16 protein-coding genes and 2 pseudogenes are annotated in these 15,803 nt (G+C 61.8%); 8 read left to right on the top strand and 10 right to left on the bottom strand.

Going from position 1 to position 15,803, the window contains the following annotated elements; all coding sequences use genetic code 11:
• Positions 1-29 precede the first annotated feature (29 nt).
• Positions 30-962 (bottom strand): sugar nucleotide-binding protein, encoded by a 933-nt coding sequence (locus FFI94_RS00615; RefSeq protein WP_185993101.1) that lies wholly within the window; start codon positions 960-962, stop codon positions 30-32.
• Positions 963-1,015: 53 nt separating this feature from the next.
• Here FFI94_RS00615 and FFI94_RS00610 point away from each other — a divergent pair, with 53 nt between their 5' ends.
• Positions 1,016-1,654, top strand: coding sequence for a TetR/AcrR family transcriptional regulator (locus FFI94_RS00610; protein WP_138871287.1), 639 nt, complete (start codon positions 1,016-1,018; stop codon positions 1,652-1,654).
• Positions 1,655-1,656: 2 nt separating this feature from the next.
• On the opposite strand, the gene FFI94_RS00605 is transcribed toward FFI94_RS00610, so the two are convergent.
• The 3 genes from FFI94_RS00605 to FFI94_RS00595 form a co-directional block, all read right to left on the bottom strand.
• Positions 1,657-2,112 carry a PAS domain-containing protein gene (locus FFI94_RS00605; protein ID WP_260683764.1) on the bottom strand — a complete coding sequence of 152 codons (456 nt, stop codon included), beginning with the start codon at positions 2,110-2,112 and terminating at the stop codon, positions 1,657-1,659.
• 94 nt (positions 2,113-2,206) lie between these two features.
• On the bottom strand, positions 2,207-2,947 hold the full coding sequence (locus FFI94_RS00600; protein WP_138871286.1) for an ABC transporter ATP-binding protein: 741 nt from the start codon (positions 2,945-2,947) through the stop codon (positions 2,207-2,209).
• Positions 2,944-3,990 (bottom strand): ABC transporter permease, encoded by a 1,047-nt coding sequence (locus tag FFI94_RS00595; RefSeq protein ID WP_185993100.1) that lies wholly within the window; start codon positions 3,988-3,990, stop codon positions 2,944-2,946. The genes FFI94_RS00600 and FFI94_RS00595 overlap by 4 nt, the downstream gene beginning before the upstream one ends.
• Before the next feature lie 114 nt (positions 3,991-4,104).
• On the opposite strand from FFI94_RS00595, the gene FFI94_RS00590 reads away from it, so the two are divergent.
• From FFI94_RS00590 to FFI94_RS00575, 4 genes are all read left to right on the top strand, one after another.
• Positions 4,105-5,307, top strand: coding sequence for a sensor histidine kinase (locus tag FFI94_RS00590; RefSeq protein WP_138871284.1), 1,203 nt, complete (start codon positions 4,105-4,107; stop codon positions 5,305-5,307).
• The gene (locus tag FFI94_RS00585; protein ID WP_138871283.1) at positions 5,304-5,921 is read left to right on the top strand and encodes a response regulator transcription factor; all 618 of its coding nucleotides are present in this window, start codon (positions 5,304-5,306) and stop codon (positions 5,919-5,921) included. The genes FFI94_RS00590 and FFI94_RS00585 overlap by 4 nt, the downstream gene beginning before the upstream one ends.
• A gap of 70 nt (positions 5,922-5,991) precedes the next feature.
• Complete coding sequence (locus FFI94_RS00580; protein ID WP_138871282.1) at positions 5,992-7,320, top strand: HNH endonuclease signature motif containing protein; 1,329 nt, start codon at positions 5,992-5,994, stop codon at positions 7,318-7,320.
• 80 nt (positions 7,321-7,400) lie between these two features.
• Positions 7,401-8,216 (top strand): siderophore-interacting protein, encoded by an 816-nt coding sequence (locus FFI94_RS00575; RefSeq protein WP_138871281.1) that lies wholly within the window; start codon positions 7,401-7,403, stop codon positions 8,214-8,216.
• Between the two features lie 179 nt (positions 8,217-8,395).
• Here the strand turns inward: FFI94_RS00575 and FFI94_RS33520 are convergent, their stop codons facing one another.
• The 4 genes from FFI94_RS33520 to FFI94_RS00555 all read right to left on the bottom strand — a co-directional run bounded on the left by FFI94_RS33520 (position 8,396) and on the right by FFI94_RS00555 (position 12,285).
• Entirely contained in the window at positions 8,396-8,701 is a 306-nt protein-coding gene (locus FFI94_RS33520) for a hypothetical protein (protein WP_185993099.1), read from the bottom strand.
• A gap of 201 nt (positions 8,702-8,902) precedes the next feature.
• A complete protein-coding gene (locus tag FFI94_RS00565) occupies positions 8,903-9,364 on the bottom strand; it encodes an SRPBCC family protein (protein WP_138871280.1) in 462 nt (153 codons plus the stop codon).
• An 8-nt stretch (positions 9,365-9,372) separates the two neighbouring features.
• Complete coding sequence (locus tag FFI94_RS00560; protein WP_138871279.1) at positions 9,373-10,926, bottom strand: succinic semialdehyde dehydrogenase; 1,554 nt, start codon at positions 10,924-10,926, stop codon at positions 9,373-9,375.
• A 33-nt stretch (positions 10,927-10,959) separates the two neighbouring features.
• Positions 10,960-12,285: an MFS transporter gene (locus FFI94_RS00555; protein ID WP_138871278.1), complete on the bottom strand. Its 1,326-nt coding sequence runs from the start codon at positions 12,283-12,285 to the stop codon at positions 10,960-10,962.
• Positions 12,286-12,355: 70 nt separating this feature from the next.
• Between FFI94_RS00555 and FFI94_RS00550 the strand changes: the two genes are divergently transcribed.
• Positions 12,356-13,327 carry a GlxA family transcriptional regulator gene (locus FFI94_RS00550; RefSeq protein WP_138871277.1) on the top strand — a complete coding sequence of 324 codons (972 nt, stop codon included), beginning with the start codon at positions 12,356-12,358 and terminating at the stop codon, positions 13,325-13,327.
• A gap of 31 nt (positions 13,328-13,358) precedes the next feature.
• The gene (locus FFI94_RS00545; protein WP_138871276.1) at positions 13,359-13,736 is read left to right on the top strand and encodes a DUF5313 family protein; all 378 of its coding nucleotides are present in this window, start codon (positions 13,359-13,361) and stop codon (positions 13,734-13,736) included.
• Between the two features lie 14 nt (positions 13,737-13,750).
• Here FFI94_RS00545 and FFI94_RS00540 read toward each other — a convergent pair.
• Positions 13,751-14,140: pseudogene (locus FFI94_RS00540) on the bottom strand (oleate hydratase).
• A 177-nt stretch (positions 14,141-14,317) separates the two neighbouring features.
• Here FFI94_RS00540 and FFI94_RS00535 point away from each other — a divergent pair.
• Positions 14,318-14,593 (top strand): annotated as a pseudogene (locus FFI94_RS00535) (long-chain fatty acid--CoA ligase); the annotation flags it as partial.
• Between the two features lie 22 nt (positions 14,594-14,615).
• Here FFI94_RS00535 and FFI94_RS00530 read toward each other — a convergent pair.
• A complete protein-coding gene (locus FFI94_RS00530) occupies positions 14,616-15,803 on the bottom strand; it encodes a lipase family protein (protein ID WP_397495548.1) in 1,188 nt (395 codons plus the stop codon).

Below are 15,803 nucleotides of genomic sequence, written 5' to 3'. Positions count from 1 at the left end.
TGACATAGTAATGGAAATCATTTCCATTACTATGTCTTCCGGACCTCCAATGCGGGAACAGCCGATTGCAGCGACTCCACGGATTCCAACGAATGAAGCCACGTCGGCCGCACAATCGGCGATTGCCGGATTACGTTCACGGCACGTGCAGCAATCATTGCTGTCGCCACTGATTGGCCTCGACCCGTTGCCCACAATGTCGGCCCAGTTTCAGTTCGGGCCATGGCAATCCAGCGATCCGAACCCCACATCTTCTTGGGTACCACTTTCTGCAAAGGCGGGGCCCATGTCATCGCAGCCAAACCGAGCGTCGCCGCCGACGTATCCAGACGCAAGTAGGTTCTCACCGGCACACCGAGATCACGCGTCAAAGCGTGTTGATCGGAGAAGTCCGCGCGCACGGCCGGACCCTTGCGGTAGCCGGGCACCTCGGCCGGGACGTCGAAGACTTTCATTCCGGTGTAGTTGCGGACAAGTTCACCGCTCGGATCCCGAAACCGGGTACCCAGCATTCCGTACGTCCACGCCGTGGCCGCGGGGCCGTGAAGTTCGCCGCCGCCAAGACCCACCATGATGTCCACCGCACCGCTGCCGAGTCGATGTGCTTCCACTGCAAGAACACTGGTCAATCCCGGCGCCAATCCGACACCCAGCAGCACGGGGCCGTCGACTTTTTCCAATGCATCGCAATACGACGACGTTGCGGTGACATCCACAAAAGTGGCTCCACTGCGCACTGCCTGCTGCGCCAACCGGATGTCTTCGAATCCTGATGCGTTGACCACTACGTCGTAGCCCGACACGGCCCGAGTGTAGGTGCCGAGGTCAGTCAGATCGACGGCCACGTCAGCCCGAGCGGCGTTGCGCCCCGCGGAGAACGCGGACACCGTGGAGTCTGTGCTGAACTGCTCCATCAGTGGAATCCCCACTGCGCCATAACCGCCGAGAACCAGCACCTTCATGTTTGTTACCCTCCAAGTCGCTAGAGCTTCACTCTAGAGCTAAACTTCAGTCCATGGTGGGGGTAGAAAAAGTGGCAGATGTGTCCGCGCGATCCAAGATCATCGAAGCAGCACGACGCGTCTTCGTAAATCCTGGTTATGCGGCAGCGACCATCAAGCAGCTGGCCGAGGCGGCCAACGTTTCCGTGCAAAGCGTGTACTTCGTGTTCGGCAACAAACCGAGCGTGCTGTCGGCACTACTGGATGTCGCGGTAGCCGGTGACGAAGCCCGCGTGAGCACTCTGGACCGGCCGTGGGTGGCGGCCGCACTCGGCGCCCCGCATCCGCTGGGGCAACTGCGCATTCAGATTCACCATGCTCGGCTGATTCTCGAACGAACCGCAGATATCCTGCTGGCCTTGCGGGCTGCCGCCTCCGCGGACGAGGACGCAGCATTGCTGTGGCAAACCAATCTCGCTCAGCGGCGAACCGTGCAGCAGCACCTCATGATCGGGCTCGTGGAGAAAGATCCGTCGGTCGATCTCGAGACCGCGATCAACGTCGCGCTCACTTTGACGAGTGCCGAAACCTACACCGATCTCGTCGTCGAGTCGGGGTGGACCGGAGAGCAATACGAGGAATGGGTGGTCGGCACACTCGCCTCCACTCTCGGCCTGGACCAGGCGAAGAAGTCCAGGCCGCGCCGCGGGTGAGCTCAGGCTTTAGGTTTGTCGAGGGTGTGACGCGGGTTGTTCCACAGTCGCTCTGTCAGGTCGTGGAAAACTGCCAGAGTGATCGTGTCGTCGTCACGGCGAAGCAACGATTGACTGACAGTCGCGCGAACCAAAGTGCTGTCGGCGTGAACAAATTCCTTGATCGAACCCGGCTCGGAACTCAACTCGCGGTGAGCCTGCTCCGCGCTGACGTCGTCGGCGTCCTTGTCGTACAGGATGTCCTGCAGACGCAGTGCCGCGACGGCTTTCTTCGGGTAACCGAGCATGTCGGCAAAGGACGGGTTGGCAAAAACAATGCTGCCGTCACGGTGTACGGCCACCACCGGAACCGGCAACCTGTCCAGCAGGATCAACGGCGGCATCTGCTCGAGATCTGCGATCGGTGATTGCGTCGGCGGCGCAACATTGCGGCGGCGTTCCATAACACGTCCTCTCATGTTGCCCAGTCGCAACAGTCTAGCGTCCCAGCAAATCGTCGGTTGACTTCCGGTTCGAGAGTTTCGACGGTCACTGGAGACCACGCCCCCGCAGTCAGGCCGCGAATGCCTCCCGATCGACTGTCAAGGATCCATCAACCACACGATAGACATTATCCATCCGATGCAGGTGTCCGCGGTCGTGTGTCACGAGAAGAGTTGCAGCATTGTGTTCTCGCACGACTCCGATGATCAAATCCATGACCGCCGCGCCGCGCTCCTGATCGAGCGCGCTCGTCGGCTCGTCCACCACCAACAGCTGCGGATCGTTCATCAAGGCGCGCGCGAGATTCACCCGCTGACGCTGACCACCGGACAGTTGCCCTGGCCGCTTCCCGCTGTGATCTGCCAATCCAACCGCATCGAGCAAATCCATCGCTTTCTCTTTCGCAGCTTTACGACGCGCCCGCGACGTGAACACGGACTGCCCCAGATGCGCCATCACCTCGAGCTGTTCGAGTGCGGTCAACGACGACACCAGATTGGACTGCTGGAACACGATGCCGATGGACGTGCGTCGAAGCTCGGACGCGTCCCGGCGACTGAGTGTCGCAAGATCCGTGGCCTCGCCGCCGGTACGCAGGTACACGTGGCCGGAGTCCGGCCGAATAAGCGTCGACGCCACCGCGAGCAGGCTGGACTTGCCCGAACCCGACGGGCCGGTGATCGCGGCAATCTCCCCGCGATCAAGCCGCAAGGACACGTCATCGAGGGCTGTGACGCGGGATTGTCCGTCAGGGAACGTGAGGTTGACGTTTTGGATGTCGAGAACGGTGCTTCCGGCTGCAGAGGTCATCGCGAACTCCCTAGTGCTGTGAGCGGATCAGTGGTGAAGAGGAATCGAAGAGCAAACGCGGCGCCGAGCAGGCCAAGCCCGATGAGCGCCACTGCGGGCGTCAGAGTCGTCGACGCGTCCAGGACGAACGGCATCGAATCACCGATCACCGAGCCGGCGATGGCGGTCAAGCCGATTCCCAGTGACACTCCGACGACCAGCACGATGAACGCCTGGCCAAGGGCGTCGCGGACCAAGGAACCCGATGTGGCGCCGAGCGCTTTCAACGTTGCGATATCCGGCATGCGCTGGATCGTCCACACCGTGAAGAAAGCTCCGATCACGAGAGCCGAGATCGCCAGAAGCATCACTGTCATCAAGGTCAACGACCCGTTCTCGGACTTGTACGACCCGATGGCATCGAGCGAGCCGGTCACCGTCGTCGACGTGGTTGCTGCCGCGTCGTTGATCGACGACGCATCCGATGTTCCGGATACAGCGAGGATGGTTGCCACCCCGCCGCGCGGATTCAGATCCTGCCAATCCGCGAGGGTCATCCAGACGACGGGAGTGTGGCTGTACCAGTCGTCGCCGCGAACTGCGCTGACCGTGAACTCCCCGGATCCGACACTGACTCGGTCCCCGGAAGCTGCGCCCAGGTCACGAGCTGCGCCTTCACTGAGGACCACCGTTCCGGGGGCAGCCGGTGTCAGATCACCGAAACCGCCGTCAGCGCCGAACAGCGCCACCGACTTCTGATTCGAGCCCACCACACCGGCTTTACCGCGGCCGATGCCAACAGGATCCACAGTCTGGGCGCCTGCCGTCCAGGCTGCGAGTTGATCAGCGGTGAGTGCCGATTCGTCGAACGACGCACCAGCCCCGGTATCGGCGAACACGACGGTATCCGCCTTCATCGATTCGATGGCAGAAACATTCTGATGACGCAGCCCGGCGGTCAAACCGCTGAGAAAACTGACCAGAAGTGCAACCAACAGAACCACCGTCGAGATCAGCGCGAAACGACCCCGCGCTGCCCGTAAGTCCCTCATTGCGACAAACACTGTGAATTCCTTTCCTGTGCTTGCCTCTACACTCCCGCTGATACACGCACTTTCCATCGCACCTCGGACGGACATCGCGACCAACCGAAGTACGATCCCCGATTACAACTTTTGATGGATGGCCAGGCGCCGAACCTGGTTAAGCTGGGCGAGATGCACCGATCACCGCTCACACCCGTCTTTGCCGGCCTCCAACTCGGCCTGCACATACTGGTTGTTGCGCTGGCCGGCGTCGTTTTCCTGAGGGCGATCGTCGACGAAACAGCGGCGACGCCGTACATCATCGTCCTGACGGTGATCTTCACCGCGATCTACCTGTTCGGCGTGCTCAAGCGCCTACGCGGAAAAACCGCGCGCTGGTGGCTCGGCTTGCTGACATTGGTGTGGATAGTGCTGATGGCGTTGTCCGCCGAGGCCGCCTACCTCGTTTTCGGTCTGTTCTTCCTCTACGTTCACCTGCTACGACGCCCATGGAGCCTGGTTGCGGTAGTGAGCGCGACTGCGGTCGCGGTGGTCGGAACGGGTCTGCACCGGGGATGGTCCATCGCGGGGGCAATCGGTCCGATGATCGGCGCCGCTGTCGCGGTTGCCATCGGATTCGGCTATCAAGCGCTGTACCGGGAAGCCGCCGAGCGCGGTCGTCTGATCGACGAGTTGATGAACACCCGTGAGGAATTGGCGTCGACGTCACGAGATGCCGGCAAGCTTGCCGAACGCGAGCGACTGGCCGCCGAAATTCACGACACTGTTGCACAAGGCCTTTCGAGCATCCAGATGCTGCTGCATGCAGCAGAACGCGCCGATCCGAACAGTCCCGCCGTGCGTCAGATCAGCCTTGCGCGCGAAACCGCAGCAGACAGCCTTGCCGAAACCCGGCAACTGATAGCGGAATTGACACCAGCGGCACTCGACGGTCAGTCACTCTCCGACGCCCTCGGCCGAATCTGCGAACGCGCGTCCAGCGCTCACCTCGAAGCCCGCTCCGTAGTCGAAGGCGAACCGATCGCACTTCCGATGCCACTCGAGGCAACCCTCGTCCGGATCGCTCAGGGAGCGGTGGCAAATGTTTTGCGCCACGCCCACGCCACTCGAATGGCCGTGACACTCACGTATTCCACGGACACCGTCAGCCTCGACATCGTCGACAACGGTGTCGGCTTCGACATCTCGGTCCTTGACCACGGGCCCGCCGAATCTTTTGGACTCAACGCGATTCGGCGACGCGTCCAATTGCAGGGCGGCACCTTCGACATCGAGTCGGAACCAGGGCACACTGCAGTCACCGTGACCTTCCCCCTCGAGATCGGCGACGAATGATCCGTTTACTCCTGGCCGACGACCACGCCATCGTGCGAGCCGGCCTGCGCGCTCTTCTCGAGAGCGAACCCGACATCGAAGTGATCGGCGAAGCAGGAACCGCCGAAGAGGCCATCGCATTCTGCGCGACCACACCAGTCGACTTGGTACTCATGGATTTACGGTTCGGGCCCGGAAAATCCGGAGTCGACGCCACCCGAGCTGTCTGCGCATTGCCGCACCCACCACACGTTCTCGTGGTGACTAATTACGACACCGATGCGGATATCCTCAGCGCCGTCGAAGCCGGAGCCAGCGGATACCTACTCAAGGACACTCCGCCACCAGAACTCCTTGCGGCCGTGCGCTCGGCCGCTGCGGGTGACAGCGTGCTCTCGCCCGCAATCGCATCCAAGTTGATGACCCGCGTCAGAAAACCCGAAACCAGCCTCAGCCCAAGAGAAATCGAGGTTCTGAAGCTGGTGGCGGCCGGAAAATCGAACCGTGAAATCGGCAAGGAATTGTTCCTCAGCGAGACCACGGTGAAATCTCACCTGGTCCATATTTTCGGCAAGCTGGGTGTGAAGTCACGAACCTCTGCCGTCGCGCGGGCACGGGAGTTGGGCTCGATCTAACCTGTCCGATATGCACCTTGAATCGAATGAATGTTCGAGTATAATTGGGGTCACGGGTGGGGAGGCCTTGATGACCATAGTTAGCGATTCAATTGCGGTGGGGGATGTTGTAGCCGGTTCGGCTGTGGGTGTGCGCGGCAGGTTGTGGCGGTTACGTCCGGCCGAGGTTCGCGATGTTGCAGTGTCGGTGTCCGCGGAAATTCTTCGGTTGGAAGCGATTCGAGTTGCCGCGGTCGACGAGCCGGCACTCAATCCGGACGAGCAGGTGCTCTGCTACCGCGGTGTGGGTCGGTGGTTGGCGGCCAATACAATGCTGCAGAACTCGGCCGGCAACAAGATCGCTGCCCTCGGTGCCGCACTGCGATCGTTCCCCGATATTGCTGCGCAGTTCGAGGCCGGTGATCTCTCGCTCGACCATGCGGCATTGATCGCCGCGTTCTGTAAATCCCCGCCAAAAGGGATGCCGGACATCGCGTTAATGCCAAGTATGAAAACCCTTCTCGCCGCCGCATCCGGAGTAGAGGCTACGACTGTCAAGGTGCGGTATGCGATTGCGGTTCTGGAGCGGATTTTCGAATCCGACGAGCCCCCGCCCGGTGAGGATAATGATCTGAATGTGTTGCGGATCGCGCCGACGCTGAATGGTCGGGTCATCATCAAGGGCGATTTCGATGCACTCACCGGCGAGATGCTGTTATCGGCGCTGTCGGGGTTGTCGATGCCGAAACCGGCTGCGGACGGGATGCCGGATGCGCGGCCGGCAGCTAAACGCACCGCCGATGCGTTCGCAGAACTCATCCGCCGATATCTCGATAACGCTGTCACCGGTGTGGATGGTGGTCAGCGTCCGCATGTGAATGTGCACATTACTGCGAAAGACCTTGCGGAGCATCGCGAATGCGTCACCACACAGGCTGACAACGATGAACCCGATTTCGAGGATCTCGATGTCGGGTACATGCCGTGGATGGGGCCGCTCAGCGTCAGTAAAACCCGGATGCTGGCGTGTGACTGCATGCTCTCGACCGTTCTGATGGACGGCAAAGGCGCACCGCTGGATGCGACCCCACTCAAACGCCTCGTCACAGCCGAACAACGCATCGCGTTGATCGCCCGAGACAAAGGCTGTGCCTTCCCCAACTGCGATGCCGTACCGGCGTGGTGCGACGCGCACCATATAAAACCGTGGTCAACGGGCGGTTTGACGGTCATGGACAACCTCACGTTGCTCTGTCGGAGTCACCACACGTTGATGCACAGCACCAGTGGGTTCCGCGGTATCTGGAAAATCAAGATGGGCGATGATCACAAACCCTGGTTCATCCCACCGTCGGCGATCGACCCGAAACAACGACGCCGACGCTCCACCACCCGCCAAGGCCCCGTCCACCGAGACTGAATCCGATAGGCGCCGGACTGTGTCCTCCTTGCGACAGCATCTGTCCCCACATCGACAGGCCGAAACCGTATGGTCGACGCATGTCTTTCTGCGAGCCTGCCCGCGTCGTATCCGTGCTGTCCTTGACCCCCCACATGCGACGGATCAGCATCGAAGCAGAAGGTGACTGGCATTGGCCGACCGGCGGGCAGGGAGACGAGCGAATCGACCTCGCCTTTCCGAAACCCGGTGAGACAGAAGCCAACTACGAGTTCTTCAACAATCCCGACTACGGCAAGGCCGACCTCGGAACCGAACCGCCGTGGCGGCACTACACAGTGCGCAAAGTGCACGACGGTGGTCGACGTCTCGACATCGACTTCGTCGTGCACCCTGGCGGTATTGCTGCGGATTGGGCTTTGCGCGCGCAACCCGGACACCTACTCGGTGTCTTCTGGTCAGATAGTTCGCGCTCCCATTACCAAGCTCCCGCAGGCCCCCGCTGGCAACTGCTCGTCGCAGACGCAACGGGTCTCCCGGGTCTGGGCAGAATTGTCGAAGAACTCCGTGAAGGCGATGTCGCGCACGCGATCATCGAGGTCGAATCGGAAGAGGATCGACAGGAATTAGTCACTCGCGGCGAAGTCACATACACGTGGCTCACGGGGAGTGGTCTCGGAAAGGCGCCGAGCGCACTTTTCGATGCTGTGGAGAAGGTGGAGTTCCCAGACTCCGATTCAGAGAATACCTACGCCTGGGTGGCGTGCGAGAGCGCAACAAGCCGTCGAATTCGTAAGCATCTGAGGGAAGTTCGTGGAATCGCCCGCGACAAGCACAATGTTGTCGGGTACTGGAGAGAAGGCGCCGACGGTCACGTGTCCGGCATGAACAGCGAGGACGTTACCGTCGGCGCCTGAGCGCGGTGATCACTCTGCTGAAGTCTCGGCAGGATTTTCGGTGGACTCACCGGTTACCTCTTCAGCGGGCGCTTCAGCCGGCTTCTGGGCCAGCAGTTCGAACAGCGCGCGCCGCGCTTCGGCGAGAATCGCCTCAGCCTGAGCTACCTGCTCGGGTGTTCCGCCAGTGGCTACCGCAACTACGGCGCCTCGAAGGAGGCCCGTCTCGGTGCGAAGTGCTGCACTTGCCTCGGTGAACTCCGGGCGACCACCACGGCCTCCGCGTCCTCCAAATCCACCACGGCTTCCGCGGCCACCGAATTCTCCGCGGCCTTCGGAGCCGCCGTGACCTCGACGATCAGGGCCACCACGGCCGCGTCGGCCTTCGGGATTTCCGCCGCGTCGGCGTTCAGATCGGCCTTCGGGGCTTCCTTCAGGCCAGCCTTCTGGGCGACCTCCAAATTGACCTTCGAAGCGGCCTTCACCGAATCCGCGGCGCTGTCCACGTCCGCCGCCTTCGCGACGTTCTTGCATTTCTGGGTTGTTGTATGGGGCGTACATGTTGTCCTCCTGGACTGTCTGTGTTTGTTTGACGTATCGACGATATATCGTCAATAGATCGAACGCAAGGGTTTGAAGAAAAATTCCCGGAGACGCCAAAGCGGGGCAGCACTCGTGTCGAGTGCTGCCCCGTTATCTACCGTGTCTTACTTTCCGAGATGCGCCGACTGCTCGAGATGCATCTTGATTCGCGCCAGGGTGGTGTCGATCCCGGCCTGGATGATCTGATCGCGGTCGCGGCCGAGAACTCCGCTACCGGACAGGATCCGCACATACAGGGGTGCCGTCGCAAAGATTTCACGAGTCTCGGTGAGCAGAGTTCCCGTTCCCGACGGCTCCACGAGAAAGCTCCATCGCGCCTTCGACTCGTCCACTTCGAAGGAGAACTTCTGCCCACCAACAACTTCGGTGACGGTGCAGTGCGTGCTCCACCGCACCAGACCATGCTTGTTGGTGCCCTTGAATGTTGCACCCACCGTGCCTGGTTTACCGGAAGTCCATGCACCACCGGTATTTTCGGGACTGAAACGACCGATTCCCTCTAGATCGCTGACCAAAGCCCAAACAGCGTCAGGCGCGGCTTCGATGTACGCGCTCGAGCGATCCACTCGCACCCCTACCGGCCCGGAACCCAGGACATGATCTTGATGGCGTGGGGCATGATCTTGGCCCACAACTTGGCCGGAACTCCGCGTGGTCCACCAAGATTCATGACCCTGGTGGTCGCAACTGTCTGCGGTTCGGTGTACTTGATCAGACCTTCGGCACCGTGACGGCGTCCGACGCCCGAGACTCCCATGCCGCCCATCGGCGCAGCGGTGCTGCCCCAAGTGGGGGCGTAACCCTCGTCGACGTTGACGGTTCCGGCGCGCACTCGCGCGGCAATCGCTTCGCCAGCGGCCTTGCTTCCCGCCCACACACTGGCGTTGAGACCGTACTCGGTGTCGTTTGCGGCGGCGATTGCCTCTTCGGCGTCCTTGACGGGGTAGATCGAAACGAGGGGGCCGAAGGTCTCGTCGCGGTAGCACTCCGCGTCCTCGGGCACACCGGTGAGGAGCGTGGGCTCGTAGAACAGCGGTCCGATATCCGGGCGGGCCTTGCCGCCGGCAATGACGGTGGCGCCCTTCACCACGGCGTCGTCGACATGCGAGGAAATGGCCTTGACCTGGGCTTCGGAGACGAGGCTGCCCATCTCGATTCCGAATTCGTACCCGGCGCCGATGTTCATCTTCCTGACGCGGTCACCGAACATCCGGGTGAACTCGGGTGCGATGGACTCTTCGACGTAGATGCGCTCGATGGAAATACACAACTGGCCGGAGTTGGAGAAGCACGCGCGCACAGCTGCGTCGGTGACCTCACGCAGATCTGCCCCGGCAAGAACGATCATCGGGTTCTTGCCACCGAGTTCTGCGGAGAACCCGATGAGGCGACGGCCGGCCTGCTCGCCGAGCAACTGCCCGGTTGCGGTGGAGCCAGTGAACATGAGGTAGTCGGTGTTCTCGACCAGCGTTGTTCCGACAACGCCACCCGGCCCGGGAACTACGGCGAACAGATCGCGGGGAAGACCTGCCTTGTACAGCAATTCGACGCAGGCAAGAGCGCAGTACGGCGTCTGGCTGTCGGGCTTGAGAACAACACCGTTACCGGCGAGGAGCGCGGCAATAGCGTCGGACACCGCCAGCGTCATCGGGTAGTTCCACGGCGAGATGACGCCGACAACACCCTTGGGCTGGTACCGCACAACTGTCTTGGTCAGGCCGGGGAGCATGCCCGATACCCGGCGCGGACGCAGCAGCTTCGGGGCGACGCGCGCGTAGTGGCGTGCCGTCATCGAAATGTCGAGCACTTCTTCCTGCGCAGCCGCACGCGACTTACCGGTCTCGGCCTGAGCCATGTCCATGAGTGCGTCGCGGTTCTCGAGGATGAGGTCGCGGTAGCGATGAAAAATCGCAGCTCGCTCGAGGACGGGACGCTTTGCCCACTCCTTCTGTGCGACGCGGGCTCGAGCGATGGCGGCACGAGCGTCGTCGGCGGTGCCCACGGGGATGGTCGCCAGCTCCTTGCCGGTGAACACCTCGGTGATGGACTTCGTCGGGCGATCGGCAGCGTTGTCGATGGCGATCAGTTCGGCGAGCCGCGAGAAGGTCGCAGCGGACGGAGCTGGCATTTCGGTACCCCTACTGGTGAGTAGTTCTTGGAGTTACGTATAACTTACCTCTTCGGTGGTACCGATCACAGTGCGCCTTTTTGCAATCATCAGAGACATTACGGCGGCAATCGCGCACAGGGCGCCTGCCACGTAGAAAGCCGCGTCGTACGAGCCGATCTGATCGCGGACCAGACCCGCGAGGAATGCCACCAGTCCCGCACCGATCTGGTGCGACGCCAGAACCCAGCCGAACACGATGGGAGCGTCGGCGCCGAAGTGCTGACGGCACAGCGCGACGGTCGGCGGAACCGTCGCCACCCAATCGAGCCCGTAGAAGATGACAAACGCGATCATCGGCGGGTTGACCGTGTTCGCAAGGAGCAACGGCAGGAAGAGCAGCGAGATTCCGCGGAACAGGTAGTAGATGCCGAGCAGTTTGCGTGAATCGACCCGGTCGGTGAACCACCCCGACGCGATGGTTCCGACCATGTCGAGAATTCCGATCAACGCCAGCAGAGACGCGGCGGTGGTGATCGGCATGCCGTGATCGTGCGACGCCGGAACGAAGTGCGTACCGACAAGGCCGTTGGTGCTCGCGCCGCAGATCGCAAATGTGCCGGCGAGGAGCCAGAACACCTTGGTCTTCGAAGCCATGACCAGCACGGAAATTGCGCGGCCCCCAGCACCGCCACGCTGATGAACCGGCGCAGCGGGCGCGACGTAATCGGCAGGTGCTCCGTATGGCGTCGTCCCGACGTCCGAGGGGTAGTTACGCAGGAACAGCAGCACAAACGGTACGACGGCCAAGGCTGCAAAGGAGACCGTGAAGGCGACGCTCTTCCAGTCGTAGGTTTCGGCGATCTTTGCCAGAACGGGCAGAAACACCAACTGACCGGCCGCGCCGCCGGCTGTCAGGATGCCGGTGACGAGCCCACGCTTCTCGACAAACCAACGGTCGACGACGGTGGCGACGAAGGCCAGCGCCATCGATCCGGTGCCCAAGCCGACAAAAACGCCCCATAGCAGGATCAGCTGCCAACTCGATGTCATGAAAATCGTCAAACCACTGCCGAGCGAGATCAACGCCAACGCCGAGGTGACAACAGCGCGGATACCGAAGCGCTCCATCAGCGCCGCCGCGAACGGCGAGGTGAGTCCGTACAGGACCAGGTTCACCGACACCGCAGCCGAGATACTGGCACGTGACCAGCCGAAATCCTCGTGCAACGGGTCGATCAGAATGGACGGCGCCGCGCGGAAACTGGCAGCACCGACCAACGCCAGGAAGGCCACGATCGCCACCGACCAGGCACGGTGAAAGCGCGGCGGGCGCACCCGCTGTGCACCCGATTCGGGGAGAGCGATCTCAGAAGTCACAAGAGGATTCTGCTGTACCTCGCCGGTCCGCGACAGTGGCCAGATTGCCAATATATGAAAGAATCAGGCCATGAGCGGACCGCATCGAGTTGTCGTCCTCGCCCTCGACGGCGTCATTCCCTTCGAACTCGGCATCCCGGCGCGCATCTTCGGACGTGCGATCGACGCGCAGGACCAGCCGTTGTACGAGATCCTCACCTGCACCATCGATGGCCGGCCCGTGCGAACGGACGCCGATTTCAGCATCACTGTCGACCACGGCAGTGAACTGCTCGCCACTGCGGACACCGTCGTCATTCCGGCGTCGTACGAACTTGGTCCCGCCTACGAGGACGGCCACCTCTCCCTGGAGTTGGCGGCGGCTTTCGAATACATTCGCCCTGGGACCCGACTCGTGTCGATCTGCACGGGCTCGTACATCCTGGCCGCGGCCGGCCTGCTCGACGGCTTGAGAGCCACCACTCACTGGCGCAACACGGATCACTTCCAGCGCATCTACCCCAAGGTGAAAGTGGACCCCGACGTCCTGTTCGTCGACGAGGGCCACATCCTGACCTCCGCCGGTGTGGCCTCGGGCGTGGACCTGTGCCTACACATCGTGCGGCGCGATCACGGCATGGAAGTGGCGAACACCGTCGCCCGGCGGTGCGTCGTACCGCCGTGGCGTGACGGTGGGCAAGCCCAGTACATTCGGCGCCCACTGGCCGACAAGCCTTCCGAATCTACTGCCGTGGCCCGACATTGGGCACTTGAGCATCTCGGGGAACCGATCACCCTTACGGACCTGGCGAACGGCGCCAACATGAGCGTGCGCACCTTCAGCCGCAGATTCCGCGACGAGGTCGGGACAACCCCGGGCCGTTGGCTCACTGCTCGGCGGATCGATCGCGCCCGCGAACTGCTCGAAGAAACCGATCTCTCGATCGACACGATCGCGGCCCGCTGCGGATTCGGAACCGCCACCTCGATGCGTCAACACCTCAGCGATGCACTCGGCGTCTCACCGAGCACCTACCGTCGCACTTTCCAGGCACCGGGGTAAATCGGGCACTACCGGCAACTATCCTGGAGGTATGGCTGAATCGACCCGCCCGAATTTTTTCCAGTACTGCGGATACCTTCTGGGTAAAACACTCCCCGACAGGTACCAGGATTGGGTTCGCAACGATCTTGTCGGTCCTGGCGCGCAGGTTCGCTACATAGTTCGTTTCACGGTGCCGGCGGCGCTCATCCTCCTGCTGTTTCTTCTGATTCCGGGGCCGATTTGGATTCCCCTCGCCATGATGGCGCTACTCCTCATCCCGCTGGCCTATTTTGTCGTGGCGCTTGGCAACATCTACCGCCGTCACCGCCTTCAGAGCCACGGCCTCGATCCCGAACTGATGAACGAGAAAGCCCAGCGCCGCGCCGATCGCACTCGTGAGGACTACGAGAAGCGTCACGGTCGCTGAGCACGCAGCATCACTCAGCGGAACATCGTCACGGCAGCCTTGGCGAGAACCTTCGGGTCCTTCTCGTAGTGGTGCATCTTGGTGAGCTTGTCTTCCGGGATTCCCAGGAACGTGTAAACCGCCACTTGGGCACAGCGCACCGAATACTGCTCGGTGAAGACCATGTCGAACGGCAATTCGGCGAACTGACTGACGAACGCCAGATTCTTCGAGTGCTTCGGGACGACCAACGGCCGGTCTCCGACTGCTCGCCTGTTGAACAATGCACTGGCATAGGGCATTTAGCTGGGTATCGAGTTGACGACGCTGTCCATGATCTCTTGCCTGCGCTCGGCCAGCCCACCGCTCTCGTCCAGCGCTTCGAGATGCCCGAGCGTCTCTTCCAACATTTCCCGGCCGGTCATCTCGATGAACGGCTTCTTCACGTAGTCGCCGTTTTTGCGCGGGAACAATGCGCGGGAACAGACAGTACCCCCAGAAGACCCCTCCGTTCTCTTTCTGCCCGTGACAGTGCGGCTGGTGGTGCACCACGATCGACAGAAGGACGTTCGAATCGACGAACGTGTTGAGCGCATTTCCGGGAGGTGTGGCCCCGCGAGGTCGAGGACGTTCCTGCCGAACACCCGGCAGTGCGTGAGGCGGCTGTCGTGGGGATCGCCGACGAGTACCGAGGCGAGACCGTGAAGGCGTTTGTCAGCCTCGTTGCAGGCGCTTCCGTCACCCCGGACGACCTCATCGACCACTGCAAGAAACGAATGGCGGCGTACAAGTATCCGCGTTCCGTAGTGCTCGTGGAAGAACTACCCAAAACCGTAACCGGGAAGATTCTGCGTCGGGAACTACGTACAACCACCTGATCACGACGACTCGAGATACCGGTCAGCACGCCCCGGGGTTCACCTCTCCGCCGGCGAGCATTCTTGTCGTGAAGTCCATCGCGTCGTTGTAGGACGCCGCAATCGCCCCGCGGTGATCGGCGCCCTCATAGGTCTTAAACTCGATGTCCGAGCCCTTGGCGCAGTAATCCTTGACCGCACCGGTTGTACTTGCCACCGAGACAAGGACATCCGTGGTTCCCTGCGCGAACAGCGTAGGCACCTTCGGGGTCACCGTGGACAGTTCCTGCTCGTTCAGGTTTGCCGTCAACGCCGTCAGATCTGCACCCTCACGGAAGATCTGAGCGACCGGGACGGTGGGGACGGCACGCACTGCCGCAAGGCACCCCGTCCGAGCAGCCTCGAGAAGCGGCTGAGCCTGATCCGACAGCAAGTCTTCGGGAACTACCGAAGGATCAACTGCCTGGACGCCCAGAAGGATGACCGGAACAAATGGCACTCCCCCGGCCATTGCCTCGTTGCCCGACGCGACCAGTGCCGGAATTTGCGCAGTGCCGTTTCCGGGGGCTATCGATACTGCACCCTTCAGATTCAGCTCCGGAGCCCGATCCTTGCCGATCGCCGATGTAAAGGCCGCTGCCTGCCCACCTTGGCTGTGGCCCATCGCAAACCAGTCCTTGCCTACCTGATCGTCCACCTGCCGAGCGGCTCGAACGATGTCGGTCACGGTGTTGGCTGCGCTGGTCCCGTTCATGTACGGATGCCCACCGGGAGTGCCGAGACCCTCGTAATCGGTTTGGACGACGACGTATCCACTGCTAACCCACTGGTCGAGAGTCTGGTCGACCACCGACAGATAGTCGTGCACCGGACCGGCGGGAGTATCCGCCGACGGTGCACAGGCGTCGGCAACACCGGTTGTGCCGTGCGCCCAACTGATCACCGGCCAACCACCCGCCGGGGCAGGTGTCTTGGGAATCGCGACCACTCCGGACACCAGAATTGGCTCGCCCGACGCACTTTGGGACATGTAGGTGATGCGTTCGTTCTTCGCGGCACTGGGCAGTGCTGCAGATTCGGTGAGGTTGTGCGCGGTGATCAACGTTCCCGGCGACAGTTGTGGTGCCTGCGGGTTCCCGAAGGACAGTGACCCTTCGGCCGACGCCGGGGCAGAAAAGGCCACAACCGATGCCGCCGCACACAGGGCCAGCGCTCCACTGGATACTCGGAT

The organism is Rhodococcus sp. KBS0724 (assembly GCF_005938745.2).
Lineage (GTDB): Bacteria > Actinomycetota > Actinomycetes > Mycobacteriales > Mycobacteriaceae > Rhodococcus_F.
The sequence above is the reverse complement of the archived record's forward strand: the minus strand, read 5'-3'. Positions and strand labels throughout refer to the sequence as shown.

Excerpts from the sequence above, each read along its gene's own strand:
- FFI94_RS00545 (WP_138871276.1), top strand. The coding sequence starts at position 13,359 with ATGGCTGAATCGACCCGCCCGAATTTTTTCCAGTACTGCGGATACCTT.
- FFI94_RS00575 (WP_138871281.1), top strand. The coding sequence starts at position 7,401 with ATGTCTTTCTGCGAGCCTGCCCGCGTCGTATCCGTGCTGTCCTTGACC.
- FFI94_RS00550 (WP_138871277.1), top strand. The coding sequence starts at position 12,356 with ATGAGCGGACCGCATCGAGTTGTCGTCCTCGCCCTCGACGGCGTCATT.
- FFI94_RS00580 (WP_138871282.1), top strand. The coding sequence starts at position 5,992 with ATGACCATAGTTAGCGATTCAATTGCGGTGGGGGATGTTGTAGCCGGT.
- FFI94_RS00605 (WP_260683764.1), bottom strand. The coding sequence starts at position 2,112 with ATGAGAGGACGTGTTATGGAACGCCGCCGCAATGTTGCGCCGCCGACG.
- FFI94_RS00610 (WP_138871287.1), top strand. The coding sequence starts at position 1,016 with ATGGTGGGGGTAGAAAAAGTGGCAGATGTGTCCGCGCGATCCAAGATC.
- FFI94_RS00590 (WP_138871284.1), top strand. The coding sequence starts at position 4,105 with ATGGATGGCCAGGCGCCGAACCTGGTTAAGCTGGGCGAGATGCACCGA.
- FFI94_RS00615 (WP_185993101.1), bottom strand. The coding sequence starts at position 962 with ATGAAGGTGCTGGTTCTCGGCGGTTATGGCGCAGTGGGGATTCCACTG.
- FFI94_RS00600 (WP_138871286.1), bottom strand. The coding sequence starts at position 2,947 with ATGACCTCTGCAGCCGGAAGCACCGTTCTCGACATCCAAAACGTCAAC.
- FFI94_RS00560 (WP_138871279.1), bottom strand. The coding sequence starts at position 10,926 with ATGCCAGCTCCGTCCGCTGCGACCTTCTCGCGGCTCGCCGAACTGATC.
- FFI94_RS00585 (WP_138871283.1), top strand. The coding sequence starts at position 5,304 with ATGATCCGTTTACTCCTGGCCGACGACCACGCCATCGTGCGAGCCGGC.